The following is a 16,030-nucleotide window of genomic DNA, read 5'->3' as shown; positions in this document are numbered from 1 at the left end:
AATTTGATGAATTCCGAAAATTTAACTCAAGTGGTCGTGCTGGTGCTGGATGCCACCAACACACTCAGCTTTGCCGCTGCTGTCGATCCGTTGCGCGCGGCGAACCGCCATGCGGGGCGCGCGGTGTTCCAATGGCATCTGGCAACGCCGACGGACGCGCCGGTATCGTTGACCTCGGGGCTTGTGATCCCTGCCAACCCGCTGGCGCGGATTGCCCGGTGTGACTGGATCGTGACGGTGTCCGGGTTCAACCCGGAGGGTCAAAGCACGCCCGCCTTGCTGTCCAGCCTGCGCCGCCTTGCCGCGACTGCAGAGCACGTTGCGGGGGTTGATGGCGGGCCTTGGGTGCTGGCGCTGGCGGGGCTTTTGGACGGGCACGCGGCCACGGTGCACTGGGAAGATTTCGAGGCCTTTGCCGCCCGTTTTCCCGACACCCAGACCGTCAACGCCCGCTATCAGGTCAGCGGCAAGTTCTGTACTGCAGGCGGGGCCGCCCCAACGCTGGACATGATGCTGGCGCTGATTGCCGAAACGTGCAGCCCGGCATTGGCGCGCAAGGTCGCGGGCAGCTTTATCACGGATACAGTTTCTGCCCCGTCACAGCCGCAGATCCGGCAGCCCCAGCGCACCCAGCACAGCCATATCACGGCCCGCGCCCATGCGCTGATGGAAACCACCCTGGACGCGCCGGTGCCCATTGCCACCATTGCACAGCGATTGGGTCTCAGCCCCCGCGCGCTGCAATTGCAGTTCAAGGCCACGGTGGGCCGGTCTCCGCAGGCCCATTACATGGCCCTGCGCATGGCCGAGGCCGAACGACTGGTCACCCAGACACACCGCCCGTTGCATGACATCGCGCTCAGCACCGGCTTTTCCAGCCAGTCCGCGTTCGCCCGCGCCTATGCCGCGGCACATGGAACCAGCGCACGGGACCATCGCAAGTCCGCGTAGACCTTTTTCGTCTGGCTTAAATATCAACTGCACGACACCCAGCCCCAAGGCCCGGCGTCGCCGGGATCACATCATGCTCAATACGGCATCGGATGGGCGCGGTGCGCGGTGTCAATCTCGGCCAGCACCTCGTCGGGCAGCGTCACCTCGACCGTGCCCAGCGCGACCTCAAGCTGATCCATCGTGGTGGCGCCAAAGATCACCGACCCCATGAAAGGCCGCGTGCAGCACCACGCCAGCGCCATCTGCACCGGGTCCAGCCCGTGCCGTTTCGCGATATCCAGATAGGCATCGACCGCACCGAAAACCCGGTCCGTCTTGCGCCCGCCAAGATCGCCATTGATGTCCATGCGCGACCCCTTGGGCACCTTGCCGCCCTGATATTTCCCGGTCAGCAACCCCGCCGCCAGCGGTGAGAACGCCAACAGCCCCACGTCTTCGTTCATGCTCATCTCGGCCATGTCGGTGTCGTAAAGGCGGCACAACAGCGAATATTCATTCTGCACAGTCGCCACACGCGGCCCGCCCGTGCGCGCCGCCGCCTCCAGCCATTGCGTTGTGCCCCAGGCACTTTCGTTGCTCAGCCCGAAGGCGCGGATACGGCCGCGATCCACCTCGCGCTGCAATGCGCCCAGACAGTCCTCCATGTTCTGGATGGTCGACGCACGGTCCTGATCCGACGGGTCAAAGGTCCAGTTCTTGCGGAACATATAGCTGCCGCGGTTGGGCCAGTGGAACTGGTACAGGTCGATGTAATCCGTCTGCAAGCGCCGCAGCGAATCGTCGATGGCCTCGGGGATCGTTTCGGAAGAGATCGGCGCGCCCTCGCGGCGGTGCATCATCCCCTCGCCCGAATGTTTTGTGGCCAGAATGTAATCGCTGCGCCGGTTGCGATCCTCGTTCCACAGGCCAATGATCCGCTCTGTCCGGCCGACGGTTTCGGCGCTGACCGGGTTCACGGGATACATCTCGGCCGTGTCGATAAAGTTGATCCCGGCGTCCAATGCGCGGTCAATTTGTTCGAACCCGTCTTCAGCGGTGTTTTGCGTGCCCCAGGTCATCGACCCCAAGCACAGTTCGGACACTTTTATTCCGGTGCGGCCCAGCGTTTTCATCTTCATCGGTATTTTCCTTTTATTCCGCACAGATGTGTAACGGCCGAGCCTAAGATCACAAGGCATAACCCCCAGCATTCTGCTTCGGTCTAGCAAACAAGCCTTAACCGCAGGTAACCTGCGCACCGGGGCCTGAAATACGTGCAGGTTGTCTGCCCGCCCCTGCGGCAAACGGCCAAAAACGACGACCCTCTGCCGCATTACCGCTTGGCCTTGTCGACGCGCAGGATCATGGTGACCCGATATGCGCCTGTTGATTTCCCTTGCCGCCCTTTTGCTCTCGGTCCTGCTGCTGCAACTCAGCTCGGGCGGCGTCGGGCCGTTGGATGCCCTGTCCGGGCTGGCGCTGGATTTTTCCCGTCAGGAAATCGGGATGCTGGGGTCCGCCCACTTTTTCGGCTTTTTCATCGGATGCTGGTGGGCGCCGCGCCTGATGGGATCGGTCGGCCATTCACGCGCTTTTGCTGCCTTTACCGCCACAGGTGCCATCGGATTGCTGGCGCATATGATGGTGGTCGATGCCTATGCCTGGGCAGTGATGCGCGTGGCATCGGGGCTGTGTGTGGCGGGTTGTTATACGGTGATCGAGGCATGGTTGCAGGCCAGGGTCACCAACGAAACACGCGGACGCACCATGGGTGTTTACCGCGTGGTGGACATGACCGGATCGCTGGCCGCGCAGTTGGTCATCGGCGTCCTGACCCCTGCCAGCTACATCAGCTATAACATACTGGCGATCCTGTGCTGTGCCGCACTGTTGCCGCTGACCTTGACGACAGCTCAACAACCCGAAACCCCCAGCGCCCCGCGCCTGCGTCCACGACTGGCCTGGGACCGTTCGCCGCTGGCCGCAGCGGGTGTGATTGTGGCTGCCCTGTCCTCGGCCAGCTTTCGAATGGTCGGGCCGGTCTATGGCCAGGATGTCGGCCTGAGCGCGGGGCAAATCGCGTGGTTCCTGTCGGCCTTTGTCCTGGGCGGGGCGCTGGCGCAATATCCGGTGGGATGGCTGGCGGACAAATACGACCGGCGCTGGGTGCTGATCTGGCTGTCGGCGGCGGCAATCGTCAGTTGCGGGATTACGGTCTCTGCCACGGGTCTGGGAACGGCCGGTATAATGCTGACGGCGGGCCTGTTCGGGCTGACCACCTTTCCGATCTATTCGGTGGCCGCGTCCCACGCCCATGATTTCGCCAGCGCCGACGAACGGGTCGAGCTGTCGGCGGCGCTGATGTTTTTCTATGCCATCGGCGCCATCGCGGCCCCGTATTTCGCTTCTGCGCTGATAACGACCTATGGTCCCGGCGCGTTGTTTGGCATGATCTCGGCAGGCCACGGGGTGCTGATCGTCTTTGGCCTGACCCGCCTGCGCGCCCGCCCGACCCGGGAAAAACGCACGCGCTATATCTATGCCCCGCGCACCAGCTTTATCATCGGACGCCTGATCGGGCGCAGCCGCGAACGCGACTGACCCTTTCCCCGCCTCCCCTGCGCTGCTAAAGCAACAGAAATCGCAGACCATAGGCGCAAAAATGACCCGTCACCTGATCACCTCCGCCCTGCCATATATCAACGGCATCAAACACCTTGGCAATCTCATCGGCTCGCAATTGCCCGCCGATCTGTTCGCCCGCTACCAGCGCGAGCGCGGCCACGAGGTGCTGTTCTTGTGCGCCACCGACGAACACGGCACGCCCGCCGAACTGGCCGCTGCCAAGGCCGGTAAACCCGTGGACGAGTACTGTGCCGAACTGCACGAGGTACAGGCGCGCATCGCTGAAGGGTTCCGGCTGTCGTTCGACCACTTTGGCCGGTCGTCCAGTCCGCAGAACCACAAGCTGACCCAGCATTTCGCGGGCCGTCTGTTCGACATGGGCTTGATCGAAGAAGTCGCCGAGAAACAGGTCTATTCCAATGCCGACAAACGCTATCTGCCCGACCGATATATCGAGGGCACCTGCCCCAACTGCGGCTATGACAAGGCACGCGGCGACCAGTGCGAAAACTGCACCAAGCAGCTGGACCCCACCGACCTGATCGACCCGCGCTCGGCGATTTCAGGGTCGACCGATCTGGAAGTGCGCGAGACCAAGCACCTGTACCTGCGCCAGAGCAAGCTGCGCGATACGCTGGACCAGTGGATCGACAGCAAGACCGGCTGGCCGGTGCTGACCACATCGATTGCCAAGAAGTGGCTGCACGACGGCAACGGGTTGCAGGACCGCGGCATCACCCGCGATCTGGACTGGGGTATTCCGGTCAAGCGCGGCGAAGCAGACTGGCCCGGCATGGAAGGCAAAGTGTTCTATGTCTGGTTCGACGCTCCTATCGAATATATCGCCTGTGCCGGTGAGTGGGCCGAGGCGCAGGGCACCGATTGGGAACGCTGGTGGCGCACCGACAAGGGCGCGGACGATGTGACCTATACGCAGTTCATGGGCAAGGACAACGTGCCCTTCCACACCCTGTCGTTCCCGGCGACCATTCTGGGGTCGGAAGAGCCGTGGAAGATGGTCGACCATTTGAAATCCTTCAACTACCTGAATTACGACGGTGGCCAGTTCTCGACCAGCCAGGGCCGCGGGATCTTTATGGATCAGGCGCTGGAAATCCTGCCCGCCGATTACTGGCGCTGGTGGTTGTTGGCCAACTGTCCCGAAACCTCGGACAGCGAATTCACCTGGGAGCAGTTCCAGCAGGGGGTGAACAAGGATCTGGCGGATGTGTTGGGCAACTTTGTCAGCCGCGTCACCAAATTCTGCCGCTCGAAATTCTCGGAAGAGGTGCCTGCCGCGGGCAGTTATGGCCCCGCCGAAGAGGCGTTGATTGCCGACCTTCAGGCACGGCTGAAACGTTACGAAGACCTGATGGACGCCCGCGAAGTGCGCAAATCCGCAGCCGAACTGCGCGCGATCTGGGTCGCGGGCAACGAATACCTACAATCGGTGGCGCCCTGGACCACGTTCAAGACCGATCCCGACGCGGCGGCCGCGCAAATCCGGCTGGCGCTGAACCTGATCAACTTTTACGCGACACTGTCCGCCCCCTTCATCCCAGATGCCGCGGCCTCGATGCGCGCGGCGATGCATATGACAGGCGATGCAATCTGGCCCTCGGACGTACAAAAGGCCCTGTCGGAACTGGAGCCGGGACATGTGTTTTCGGTGCCCGAAGTGCTGTTCGCCAAGATCACGGATGAAGACCGCGAAGGCTGGGAAACCCGCTTTGCCGGTGGGCGCGCCGCCTGATCTTTGATCCACCTGCTCAAGTCAAAACGCCGCCCTGCAGGGCGGCGTTTTGCATTTGGTCTCACAACCGGGCTCAGAACTCCTCCCAGCCGTCTTCCTCGGGTTCCGCCATGTCGAATTTCAGCGCCGTATTGCCGGCCATCGGCGCGCTGCCGACAGAGGTCGGGCTGACGGATGCCGGGGTGGGTGCAGCCTGCCCCCCCGTGACTGCCTTGGGGGCGGGACGGGCCTGAGCTGTTGGCCGTGGCACATCTCCCATGCGGAAGGCCGAGACAGCTGCCGCCAAACCGTCCGCCTCTGCGGTCAGCGCATGACTGGCGGCGGTGGTTTCTTCGAACATCGCGGCATTTTGCTGGGTCACGTGATCCAACTCGTTGACTGCGGTATTCACTTCGCTCAAGCCGTCGGATTGTTCGCGGGCCGAAGCGGCGATGGCAGACACACGCTCGGAAATATCCGACACCGAATTCACGATGGCCGCCAGTGCGTTTCCGGTCCGGTCCACCAGATCGACCCCCTGACGCACCTGATCCCCCGAGGCCGAGATCAACGCATTGATTTCACGCGCCGCCTCGGACGAACGTTGCGCCAGCGCACGTACCTCGGTGGCGACCACCGCGAATCCGCGTCCAGCGTCCCCAGCCCGCGCGGCTTCGACACCGGCGTTCAGCGCCAGCAGGTTGGTCTGAAAGGCGATATCGTCGATCACGCTGGTGATTTTGGAAATTTCCTGGCTCGACGTCTTGATCTCGTCCATGGCGCGCACGGCTTCGCGCGCGACATCCCCACCCTGCTGGGCATTTTGCTGGGCATCCGCGGACATCTTGCTGGCCGCATCGGCGCTTTCAGCCGCCGATATGACCGAGCTTGTCAGCTTGTCCAGCGCGGCGGCCGTCTCCTCGAGTGTCGCGGCCTGTTTTTCAGTCCGACGTGACAGGTCATCAGCGGCACTTGTGATCTCGCTGGTCTCATGGCGGATCGATTCAGCATTGTGCATGACCGCCCCGATCGCCGTTTTGAGCGATGCGGTCGCCTCGTTGAAATTGCGCCGCAAGGCTTCGTATTCCTCCGGGAACACCTCTTCTATGTCCGCGGTCAGATCGCCCTCGGAGAGGTTTTGCAAGGCCAGGCCCAGAGCCTCGACCACGCGCTGTTGCTCCCTGGAGATACGGGCGCGGGTTTCGTCGGCCTCACGCACTGCATGGCGGCTTTCTGTGACGTCGGTGCCCAGGAACACGGTCCGCTCGGGGTGTCCGTCAGCCCCCATGATCCCGGCAAATGCACCGTCAAAATGCAACAGCTCGCCACCACCGTTCGGTTTGATGATGTCAAAGCACCCCTGCACGGCGGTTCCCTTCAAGATCGTGCGCGCCAGATCCGCGGGCAGGCCGGGGTCGGCTTGCGTGGCGCTGAACAGCGTGTCGAAACGCGAACCGACCACCTGGTTTTCGGCAACACCCAAAGCTTTTGCACCGTTGTCATTCACCTTGTCGCAATTGCCCTGAGCATCGAATTCCAACCGGATCTGATTGGCATCGATCGCCCCCAACAGCACAGCGTCACGGTGCGATTCCGTATTGTCGGACCACTCAATGACCGAACCGATCATCTTGCCCGCCGCATCCAGCGCCGCGTTGGCCTTGACGGTGACATGCCGTTCGCCAAGCTGCATTGAAATCTCTTTGGGCAATGCCGCGGCACCGTTCGTACGCGCCGCTTGTGCCAGGGCGGAAACATCCGCCATCTGCGACAGGTCCGCGCCCAACCATGCAGCCCCCGAGACACCCGACCAACGGGATGTCAGATCGTTGCCCATTTCCGACAACAGGTCTGCGCAGGCCGGATTGACAAAGGTGACGATGAACTGTGTGTCGACCATCATCATGGCCGCCGACGATCCCTCGAAAGCGGCACTTTTAAAGGCCGCTTCGCGCTGCGCATCCTTGGCAATGGCAAGATCCTTGCGGAACTGGTCCAGCCTTTGCGCAATGCCCCCGATCTCATCATTGCGACGGGTGAAGGGAATCGCGGTTTCATAGTCTTCCGCCGCCACCTTGGTCATTGCGCCCTCGATACGGATCAGAGGCCGCGACATGTAGAGCCACAGGTAGATACCTGTCAGCACCAGCGCGAGGATCATCGCCAGGCCAACCTCGATCGTATCCTGACGTTGCGCAACGGCAATTTCCAACAGCCCCGGTTCATGGGTCCATACAGTTACAACAGCCCCGACAGTCGCGTTCTCGGCACCGAAGCGTGCCGGCACCGCCCTCATTTCCCCGTCCTCGGATTCAACTGTCTCCTGTTTGGCAATTGCGGTCCGTGCCAGTTCCGTTGCGGCGTCCAGATCGAATGCATCTGTCGGGCTGCGGTGCAAGATTTCGCCCGAGAGGTCGAAAGCCAGGCCTGCAACAGCCTCGTCGCCCGCTTCGACAATCACACCCTCAACGATTTCCGATATCGCCTTCACATTGCCGAATTTGATCGACCCGCCCAGTTGCTGCGCCAACAACCGGCTGACCTCCCCCGAGCGGTCACGCAAATCCTGATCGCGTTCCGCGGTGGCGTCCTTGTTGTCCCGCCACACCGAGAAGGCGAAAATCATGATGACCACAAGAGCCACACCCAGCAGGTTCTTGGCCAGGACACTGGCCATCGCGCTTTTGAGCCTTTTCAATTTACGTTGCACTGACATCCAACACCTCTTTCATCGGCCCGCTTGCCGGGTGGGCGCGCGTGATCCGTTTGGCAATTGAATGTCGTTTATAGCCCTAGTCTTACGACAGGCTTAACGCAGCCCCGCAAAACCGACGCCCCGCATTAAGGGCATTTTAGTCCAAATTTAGAGAGTGATGCTCTGGGCTGCACAGCCGAAGCGCACGATGGCGGAGGAGGTGGGATTCGAACCCACGGAGGACTTTCACCCTCGTCGGTTTTCAAGACCGGTGCATTCGACCACTCTGCCACTCCTCCGACTGGGGTCAAATAGTGTGGCTTCCGCGATTCGGCAAACTGCGAATTTCACCCGATGTCGTGGGGAATATCGCCGATCTGCCCTGCACGCGCTTTTCACAGGGGCCTACACGCGCTAGAGTGCGCCCAACGCCCCCGCCAGAGGGGTTACCATGCGTGCCGTTTCGGACGCGCCGGCCCGCTGGGGAGCCGGAGACAGGCAAGGACTTTATCACGATGACTTGGGCAGTCTTCTCTTGGAATTTTCGCAGTCACACCAAAGGCTTGATAGCCGCCACATGTGCACTGGCCCTGCTGGTCGGCTGCGACGATGGGGGCCAGTTCAATCTGGGCAAGGGCCTGGGGATCAAGGCCAAAGACGGCACAACCACCTCGGCCACGAAACGCACCCGCAAGACGGTCGAGCGTGATATCGAGGCACCGGAGGTGTTTTCCGCCACCGAACCGGGCCTGTGGGACGGGCGCCCCTCGCTGGGTGGTGTCTGGGTCGCACACCCCGATGTGAAAGACCCCGAACGGGTGATCATCCGCAACCAGGCCAACGGGCAATTCGTCGTCGGCGCGCTGTTCCGCCGGGAACGTGACATTCCCGGGCCACGGCTTCAGGTTTCGTCCGACGCGGCAACATCGCTGGGCATGTTGGCCGGCGCACCGGTCGAGTTGAACGTGACCGCGCTGCGCAAGGAAGAGATTTCAGAGGATGGCCCCGCCGAGGAGGCGACCCTTGCCGCCGATGGCACGGCCCTGCCGCCCGCCGCAGACGTGGCGGCCACCACGCTTGACCCTGTGTCGACAGCCGAAACCGCGCTGGCCGAACCGGCCACACCCGCAACGGCACCGGCCCCCGCGCCCAAGCCCGTCGCGCAACCGCGCGCCTCATCTCTGGACAAGCCCTATGTCCAGATTGGCATCTTCTCGGTCGAGGCCAACGCCGAACGCACCGCCAACCAGATGCGCGGCGCGGGTGTCGTCCCCGAGGTCAAGACATTCGAGGCCAATGGCAAAACCTTCTGGCGCGTGGTCGTAGGCCCCGCCGTAACCGCATCCGAACGCAAACAGCTCCTTGCCAAGATCAAGGAACAGGGCTTCTCTGACGCCTATGCCGTGACCAACTAAAGGACACCCTAATGATGATCCGCACCCTCGCTGCCGCTTTTGCGCTGATCCTCACCACCCTGCCAGCGCAGGCATTTGACACCCGCGCAAGCTCGGCCTTTGTGATCGACCAGACCACGGGCACGGTCCTGCTGACCAAGAACGCAGACCAGCCGCTGCCGCCCGCGTCGATGTCCAAGCTGATGACGCTCTACATGGCCTTCGAGGCGCTTGGTGATGGCCGCCTGACATTGAACGAAGAACTGCCCGTGTCGCAGCACGCGATGAACTATGGAGGTTCCACCCTGTTCCTCAAAGCGGGCGAGCGGGTGCCGGTCGAAAGCCTGCTGCGCGGTATCATCGTGCTGTCGGGCAACGACGCCTGTGCCGTGATCGCCGAGGCGCTCAGCCCCGACGGGACCGAGGCGGGCTTTGCCCGGCTGATGACGCAGCGCGCGGTAAAGATGGGCATGACCAATTCGACCTTTGCCAACTCGAACGGTTGGCCACAGGCGGGTCACCTGATGTCGATGCGGGATCTGGCGCTGCTTTCAAATCACATCATCACCGATTTTCCGCAGTATTACCCACTGTTTGCAGAGAAAGAGTATCTCTTTGACCCCGAAGAGGCCTCGAACCGCTTCAACCGCAATCCGCTGCTGGGCCTGGGCATCGGCGCGGATGGGCTGAAAACCGGTCACACCCAGGAGGCAGGCTATGGTCTTGTGGGGTCCGCGGTGCAAGATGACCGTCGCATCATCTTTGTGCTCTCCGGCCTGCCCTCGGCCGAGGCCCGTGCCGAAGAGGCCGAAGCCGTTGTGAACTGGGCCTTCCGCCAGTTTGCCCAACGCCCTTTGGGCAAAGCCGGCCAGCGGATCGCGCAGGCCGACGTCTGGATGGGACAGGCCAAGACCGTCGGCCTGACACTGGGAGAAGATCTGAACGTGCTGCTACCGGTGCTGACCGGTGAAGACGTGACTGCCGAGGTTGTCTATACCGGCCCGATCAAGGCGCCCGTGGCCGCGGGTGACACACTGGCCGAATTGGTGATCCAGCCCGAAGGCCTGCCTGAAACACGCGTGCCGCTGGTGGCGGAAACCTCTGTCGCCCCCGCAGGCTTTGTGGCCAAGGTCAGCGCCGTTGCGCTGATCCTGCTGGACCGTCTGAACCGTGGCCCCGAAGAAGAAGCCGAGGCCGCCAGTTGAGCCAGCCGCAGGCCGGTCGCGGCACCTTTATCACGTTCGAAGGCATCGACGGGTCGGGCAAATCCACCCAGGCGCGTCTGCTGGCAGAGCACCTGCGCGCGCAAGGTCACGACGTGATCCTGACTCGCGAACCCGGCGGCTCTCCCGGTGCCGAGGAAATCCGTGCGCTGGTGCTGCAAGGCGATCCCGACCGTTGGTCCGCCGAAACCGAGATCCTGCTGTTCACCGCAGCGCGGCGCGACCATCTGGAACGCACGATCAACCCGGCCCTTGCCGTCGGCAAGATCGTGGTCTGCGACCGCTTTGCCGACAGCACCCGCATGTATCAGGGCCTGTCACGGGGCGACCTGCGTGCCACCGTCGACCAATTGCACAGTCTCATGATCGGACGTGAACCGGACCTGACCGTGCTGATCGACATGGACCCCGACACCGGCCACGCCCGCGCCAAGTCCCGGCAGACCGCGGAAGAACGCTTTGAGGATTTCGGTGCCAACCTGCAAGCGCAGATGCGCGCAGGATTTCTGTCGCTCGCGCAGGAATTCCCTGAACGGTTCCGGATCATCGACGGCGCACGCGCCATCGACTCGGTCGCCACGGATGTCGCCCAGACCGTCAGCACCCACCTGTCCTCTGTTGGCTAGACACCTCTTGGGGGCGATGTCTTGCGGCGACGTCGGCGCAGCGTTCCCCAAGGCCAGGACCCTAAATCAAGTGTCGTGACAAAGCCCCCATTCCAACCGCCGCAACTCGGTGCTAGACCTCGCGCATGGCCACACCCGCACCCGATACCCAAGCTGCCGATCAGGTCCCCGGCGCCCCGCATCCCAGCGCGGCACCCCGTCTGATCGGGCAAGACGCGGCACAACAGGCCTTTCTCGACGCCTTTGCCAGCGAACGGCTGCACCATGCCTGGATGATCACCGGCCCGCGCGGTGTCGGCAAGGCCACGCTGGCCTGGTCCATCGCCCGCTTTCTGCTGGCCACACCAGATCCCGGCGACGACGGCGGCATGTTCGGCGCACCGCCCCCGCCCATGTCACTGCACATTGACCCCGACCATCCCGTTGCGCACCGTATCGCCGCGCGGGCCGAACCGGGGCTGAAATCCATCACCCGCACCGTCAACGAGAAGACCGGACGGATGCGTGACCAGATTGTCGTGGACGACATCCGCCGTCTGGCCGGTTTTTTCCAGATGTCCGCGACAGACGGCGGCCGCCGCGTGGTCATTGTCGATGCCGCCGACGACATGAACACGCAGGCTGCGAATGCCCTGCTGAAGATGCTGGAAGAGCCGCCCGCCCGCGCCACGATCATGCTGATCTCGCACCAGCCCTCGCGGCTGTTGCCCACCATCCGTTCGCGCTGTCGCACGCTGCGGCTGGGGACGTTGGCCCCCGAACAGATGGCCGATGCCATGGCGCAGGCCGGCATCGACGCCGGTGACAATGCCGCAGCCCTGGCCGAACTTTCTGCGGGCTCAGTCGGTGAGGCGCTGCGCTTGTCGCTGTCGGGCGGCCTGCAAATCTATGCCGAGATCATCAGCCTGCTTGGCTCGTTGCCCAATCTCGACCGCGCGCGCGCCCTGAAACTGGCCGAAGCGGCAGCCCAGCGTGGGGTCGACGACAAGCTGGACCTGCTGTTCGTATTGCTGGACGTTGCCATGGGCCGCCTGGCGCGCACCGGTGCCACCGGCGCGCCCCCCGCCACCCAAGCCGCACCGCACGAATCCACCGTGCTGGCGCGCCTTGCCCCCAATGCCCACGCCGCGCGCGGCTGGGCCACCACCCAACAGCATGTCAGCGCACGCGCAGCCCACGGGCGGGCGGTCAACCTTGACCCCGCTGCGCTGGTGCTGGATACGTTTTTCAAGCTACAACAACAGGCGCTTGCCTGAAGGGCCCGATGCAGACACCGCAGATCACCGACAGCCATTGCCACCTGGATTTCCCCGACTTTGAAGGTCAGCGCGACCAGATCATCGCCGACGCGGTCGCGGCCGGCGTAACGCGCATGGTTACCATTTGCACCAAGCTGAAGAACGAGCCTCTGGTGCGCGCGATTGCCGAGCAATACGCGCCTGTCTTCTATGCCGCGGGGATTCACCCGATGAGCGCGGCCGACCAACCGCTGGTGTCGGTCGACGACCTGATCGCCCTGGCGCAGCATCCGAAATTCGTGGGCATCGGTGAAACTGGGCTTGATTACCATTACACCGCCGACAGCGCCGAGGTGCAGCAGCAAAGCCTGCGCATCCACATCGCCGCTGCGCGCCAGACCGGTTTGCCGCTGATCATCCATGCCCGCGCCGCCGATGACGACATGGCGCGCATTTTGACCGAAGAGCACGCAAACGGCGCATATTCCTGTGTCATGCACTGTTTTTCCTCCTCGGCCGAGCTTGCCCGTGCAGCGTTGGACCTGGGGTTCTACCTCAGCATGTCGGGCATCACCGCCTTTCCCAAAAGCCAGGAAATCCGCGACATCTTTGCCGCGGCACCCGTGGACCGTGTTCTGGTCGAAACCGACGCGCCCTATCTGGCGCCGCCGCCCCACCGCGGCAAACGCAACGAACCGGCCTATGTCGCGCACACCGCCCGCGTCGGAGCCGAGGTGTTCGGCATGGACTATGCCGATTTCGCAGCCCAGACCCAAGGCAACTTTGACCGCCTGTTCACCAAGGCCGCAGCTTACAAGGCTGCCGCCTGATGGCCGAGTTGCGTTTCACCATTCTCGGGTGCGGCTCCTCGGGCGGCGTGCCACGTCTGGGCGGCCACTGGGGCGCCTGCGACCCGACCAACCCCAAGAACAACCGCCGCCGCTGTTCCATGCTGGTCGAACGTACGACGGAGGCAGGCACCACAACCGTTCTGATCGACACCTCGCCCGACCTGCGCAGCCAACTGCTGGATGCCAATGTCGGCCGGCTGGACGCGGTGATCTACACCCACAGCCACGCCGACCATGTACACGGTATCGATGATTTGCGCATGATCGTGTTCAACATGCGCGCGCGCCTGCCCGTTTGGGCCGACCCCGAGACCCAGGCCGCGCTGCTCGAGCGGTTCGACTATGCCTTTGTCCAGCCCAAGGGATCGATGTACCCGCCCATTCTGGATATGAACACGATTGACGGCGACGTGACGGTGACGGGTGCGGGCGGCGACATCACCTTTACCCCCTTCTCGGTCAATCACGGCGCCATCGACGCATTGGGCTTTCGCGTCGCCGATGTGGCCTATCTGCCCGATGTGGCCAGCATCCACGACGCGTCGTGGGACCACCTGCGCGATCTGGACTGCTGGATCGTCGATGCACTGCGTCGCGAACCACACCCGACCCACAGCCATCTGGCCCAGACGCTGGAGTGGATCGAGCAGATGCAGCCCAAGCAGGCCGTGCTGACCAATATGCACATCGACCTCGACTATCAGACACTGGCAGACGAGACCCCCGACCACATCCAACCCGCCTATGACGGCCTGTCGCTGACCTTTCCCGACTGACCGCTTTCAAGGTTCCTTAACTCCTTCCCGAAGGGCCGCACGCTGACCCTCCCAAGGCTCTGAATATGCAAACCCTTCTCGACGTTATCCTGCCCGTTTTCCTGGTCATCGGCTTTGGCTATGTGGCGGTCTGGACCAAGACCTTTCCGATTTCCGGCATCGACGGTGTGATGAAGTTCACCCAGAACTTCGCGATCCCCTGCCTGTTGTTTCAGGCCATCGCGCGGATGGACCTGTCGGCCAATTTCGACCCCGGTATCCTGATCGCCTTTTACACCGGCGCCGCGGCCTGTTTCACCCTTGGTACGCTGGTGTCCTTCTACCTGCTGAAACGCGATCTCGAAGACAGTATCGTCATCGGCTTTTGCTGCCTGTTCTCGAACTCCCTGCTGCTGGGCCTTGCGATCACCGAACGCGCCTATGGCACGGCGGCTCTGACGGGCAACTTTGTCATTGTCGCGATCCACTCTCCGTTCTGCTATGGCCTTGGCATCACGGTGATGGAGATTGCACGCAACCGTGGCGCAAGCCCGCTTCAGACCGCACGTGCCGTAACCCGTGCCATGTTCCGCAACGCGCTGGTCATCGGGATCATGCTGGGCTTTGCCGTCAACCTGCTGCACATCCCGCTTCCGGGCGTGCTGAACGACGGGCTGGACCTGATCGTACGTGCAGCGCTGCCTGCGGCCCTGTTCGCCTTGGGCGGCGTGCTGATCCAGTACAAGCCCGAAGGCGACAAACTGGCCATCGCCATGGTCTGCCTGATGGCGCTGGTGGTGCATCCGGCAATTACGTGGAGCATTGGCAAAAGCCTGCAAATCTCGCCCGAGTTCTTCCGTTCGGCGGTGCTGACGGCGGCCATGGCGCCGGGCGTCAATGCCTATATCTTTGCCAACTTGTATGGCCGCGCACGACGGGTGGCCGCGTCATCGGTTCTGGTGGCAACAGGGGCGTCGGTTATCACGGCTTGGCTGTGGCTGGTCGCCCTGGGCACGCAGGTCTAGGCGCGCGGCGTCACACCGGGTCCTGCGCGCGGCGCCGCCAGCGTTCGCGTTCGAAATGCGCATTGATCGACCCGCCGAGCAGCACCAGAAAGGCGCTGATGAACAGCCACATCAACAGGGCGATCACCGCGCCGATCGAGCCGTAGATTTCGTTGTAATTGCCAAAATTCTGCAAATAGACCGAAAACCCGATCGAGGCTGCAGTCCAGCCCAGCGTCGCAAAGATCGCGCCGGGGGTGAACCATTTCATCCGTGCCTCGCGTTTGACCGGCCCCATGCGGTACAGCAATGAGATCCCCGCGTACAACACCACGATCATCACCACCCAGCGCGACAGCTCGATCAGGCCGCTGTTGGCGATGCCGAAGGGCACAAACCGGATCACAATCGGTGCCAGCACCACGCAGGCCAGCGCCACAAGCGCCACACCGACAAGCGTCAGTGTCAGCAGCATGGCCCGTATATAGTGTGACAGCCCGGCCCGGTTGGGCTGGCCGTAAATGGCGTTCAGCCCACGCATGACCGCCGCCACCCCTGCCCGCGAGGTCCACAGCGCCAGCGTCAGCGAGACCGCCGAGGCCCAGGTCAACGTGGTCCTGTCACCATTGACCAGCTGCGCGATCTGTTGGGAAATCAGGTCATAGACCTCTTGCGGCAAAACGGCCCGAAATTTGTCCACCTCGACCGCGACCACCTCGGGATCGGCGACGATGCCCCAGATGGCAATCACCGCCGCAATCGCGGGGAACACGGCCAGAATCGAATAGAACGCCACCCCGGCGGCGATCAGCATCATGTTCTTGTCGTCCAGATCGACCCAGACCCGGCGCAGGATGCGCCACCACTGACCCAGGTTGGACGGGGGGCCTGGCGGACGTGTGTCGGCGTTGGCTGTGGTGGTCTGGGACAACGGAATACCTACAACGATTGGAC

Annotated in this window: 13 protein-coding genes and 1 tRNA gene; 10 read left to right on the top strand and 4 right to left on the bottom strand. The window is 62.9% G+C overall.

From position 1 onward, the window contains the following. Positions 1–6: 6 nt before the first annotated feature. A complete protein-coding gene (locus BUC08_RS00550) occupies positions 7–951 on the top strand; it encodes a GlxA family transcriptional regulator (RefSeq protein ID WP_037921694.1) in 945 nt (314 codons plus the stop codon). A gap of 77 nt (positions 952–1,028) precedes the next feature. Here BUC08_RS00550 and BUC08_RS00545 read toward each other — a convergent pair whose 3' ends face one another. After that, positions 1,029–2,072 (bottom strand): aldo/keto reductase, encoded by a 1,044-nt coding sequence (locus BUC08_RS00545; RefSeq protein WP_037921697.1) that lies wholly within the window; start codon positions 2,070–2,072, stop codon positions 1,029–1,031. 238 nt (positions 2,073–2,310) lie between these two features. Here BUC08_RS00545 and BUC08_RS00540 point away from each other — a divergent pair, with 238 nt between their 5' ends. Together BUC08_RS00540 and metG are read left to right on the top strand one after the other, a co-directional pair. Continuing rightward, positions 2,311–3,534: an MFS transporter gene (locus tag BUC08_RS00540; protein ID WP_037921699.1), complete on the top strand. Its 1,224-nt coding sequence runs from the start codon at positions 2,311–2,313 to the stop codon at positions 3,532–3,534. Positions 3,535–3,595: 61 nt separating this feature from the next. Further along, positions 3,596–5,311 (top strand): methionine--tRNA ligase, encoded by a 1,716-nt coding sequence (gene metG, locus BUC08_RS00535; RefSeq protein ID WP_037921701.1) that lies wholly within the window; start codon positions 3,596–3,598, stop codon positions 5,309–5,311. A gap of 73 nt (positions 5,312–5,384) precedes the next feature. Here the strand turns inward: metG and BUC08_RS00530 are convergent, their stop codons facing one another. Both BUC08_RS00530 and BUC08_RS00525 read right to left on the bottom strand, forming a co-directional pair. Then, positions 5,385–8,006: a methyl-accepting chemotaxis protein gene (locus tag BUC08_RS00530; protein WP_037921702.1), complete on the bottom strand. Its 2,622-nt coding sequence runs from the start codon at positions 8,004–8,006 to the stop codon at positions 5,385–5,387. A gap of 188 nt (positions 8,007–8,194) precedes the next feature. After that, positions 8,195–8,284: transfer RNA gene (locus BUC08_RS00525), tRNA-Ser, on the bottom strand. A gap of 216 nt (positions 8,285–8,500) precedes the next feature. On the opposite strand from BUC08_RS00525, the gene BUC08_RS25290 reads away from it, so the two are divergent. The 7 genes from BUC08_RS25290 (at position 8,501) to BUC08_RS00490 (ending at position 15,097) form a co-directional block, all read left to right on the top strand. Then, positions 8,501–9,400 (top strand): SPOR domain-containing protein, encoded by a 900-nt coding sequence (locus BUC08_RS25290; protein ID WP_051693908.1) that lies wholly within the window; start codon positions 8,501–8,503, stop codon positions 9,398–9,400. Positions 9,401–9,414: 14 nt separating this feature from the next. Then, the gene (locus tag BUC08_RS00515) at positions 9,415–10,584 is read left to right on the top strand and encodes a D-alanyl-D-alanine carboxypeptidase family protein (RefSeq protein ID WP_037922181.1); all 1,170 of its coding nucleotides are present in this window, start codon (positions 9,415–9,417) and stop codon (positions 10,582–10,584) included. Beyond that, the gene (tmk, locus tag BUC08_RS00510) at positions 10,581–11,228 is read left to right on the top strand and encodes a dTMP kinase (protein ID WP_037921704.1); all 648 of its coding nucleotides are present in this window, start codon (positions 10,581–10,583) and stop codon (positions 11,226–11,228) included. The genes BUC08_RS00515 and tmk overlap by 4 nt, the downstream gene beginning before the upstream one ends. Before the next feature lie 125 nt (positions 11,229–11,353). Next, positions 11,354–12,484, top strand: a complete 1,131-nt coding sequence (locus BUC08_RS00505; protein ID WP_037921706.1) for a DNA polymerase III subunit delta' — start codon at positions 11,354–11,356, stop codon at positions 12,482–12,484. An 8-nt stretch (positions 12,485–12,492) separates the two neighbouring features. Beyond that, on the top strand, positions 12,493–13,296 hold the full coding sequence (locus BUC08_RS00500; RefSeq protein WP_037921708.1) for a TatD family hydrolase: 804 nt from the start codon (positions 12,493–12,495) through the stop codon (positions 13,294–13,296). After that, a complete protein-coding gene (locus BUC08_RS00495; protein WP_037921710.1) occupies positions 13,296–14,093 on the top strand; it encodes an MBL fold metallo-hydrolase in 798 nt (265 codons plus the stop codon). The genes BUC08_RS00500 and BUC08_RS00495 overlap by 1 nt, the downstream gene beginning before the upstream one ends. Before the next feature lie 65 nt (positions 14,094–14,158). Beyond that, the gene (locus BUC08_RS00490) at positions 14,159–15,097 is read left to right on the top strand and encodes an AEC family transporter (protein WP_037921712.1); all 939 of its coding nucleotides are present in this window, start codon (positions 14,159–14,161) and stop codon (positions 15,095–15,097) included. Positions 15,098–15,107: 10 nt separating this feature from the next. Here BUC08_RS00490 and BUC08_RS00485 read toward each other — a convergent pair whose 3' ends face one another. Next, on the bottom strand, positions 15,108–16,007 hold the full coding sequence (locus BUC08_RS00485) for a YihY/virulence factor BrkB family protein (RefSeq protein WP_051693910.1): 900 nt from the start codon (positions 16,005–16,007) through the stop codon (positions 15,108–15,110). Between the last annotated feature and the right edge of the window lie 23 nt (positions 16,008–16,030).

Source organism: Pseudosulfitobacter pseudonitzschiae, assembly GCF_900129395.1.
In the GTDB taxonomy this organism is placed as follows: Bacteria; Pseudomonadota; Alphaproteobacteria; order Rhodobacterales; family Rhodobacteraceae; genus Pseudosulfitobacter; species Pseudosulfitobacter pseudonitzschiae.
This window is presented reverse-complemented; position numbering and strand designations above follow the sequence as displayed.

Coding starts and splice junctions, on each gene's coding strand:
- BUC08_RS00550 (WP_037921694.1), top strand. CDS start 7: ATGAATTCCGAAAATTTAACTCAAGTGGTCGTGCTGGTGCTGGATGCC.
- BUC08_RS00545 (WP_037921697.1), bottom strand. CDS start 2,072: ATGAAGATGAAAACGCTGGGCCGCACCGGAATAAAAGTGTCCGAACTG.
- BUC08_RS00540 (WP_037921699.1), top strand. CDS start 2,311: ATGCGCCTGTTGATTTCCCTTGCCGCCCTTTTGCTCTCGGTCCTGCTG.
- metG (WP_037921701.1), top strand. CDS start 3,596: ATGACCCGTCACCTGATCACCTCCGCCCTGCCATATATCAACGGCATC.
- BUC08_RS00530 (WP_037921702.1), bottom strand. CDS start 8,006: ATGTCAGTGCAACGTAAATTGAAAAGGCTCAAAAGCGCGATGGCCAGT.
- BUC08_RS25290 (WP_051693908.1), top strand. CDS start 8,501: ATGACTTGGGCAGTCTTCTCTTGGAATTTTCGCAGTCACACCAAAGGC.
- BUC08_RS00515 (WP_037922181.1), top strand. CDS start 9,415: ATGATCCGCACCCTCGCTGCCGCTTTTGCGCTGATCCTCACCACCCTG.
- BUC08_RS00505 (WP_037921706.1), top strand. CDS start 11,354: ATGGCCACACCCGCACCCGATACCCAAGCTGCCGATCAGGTCCCCGGC.
- BUC08_RS00500 (WP_037921708.1), top strand. CDS start 12,493: ATGCAGACACCGCAGATCACCGACAGCCATTGCCACCTGGATTTCCCC.
- BUC08_RS00495 (WP_037921710.1), top strand. CDS start 13,296: ATGGCCGAGTTGCGTTTCACCATTCTCGGGTGCGGCTCCTCGGGCGGC.
- BUC08_RS00490 (WP_037921712.1), top strand. CDS start 14,159: ATGCAAACCCTTCTCGACGTTATCCTGCCCGTTTTCCTGGTCATCGGC.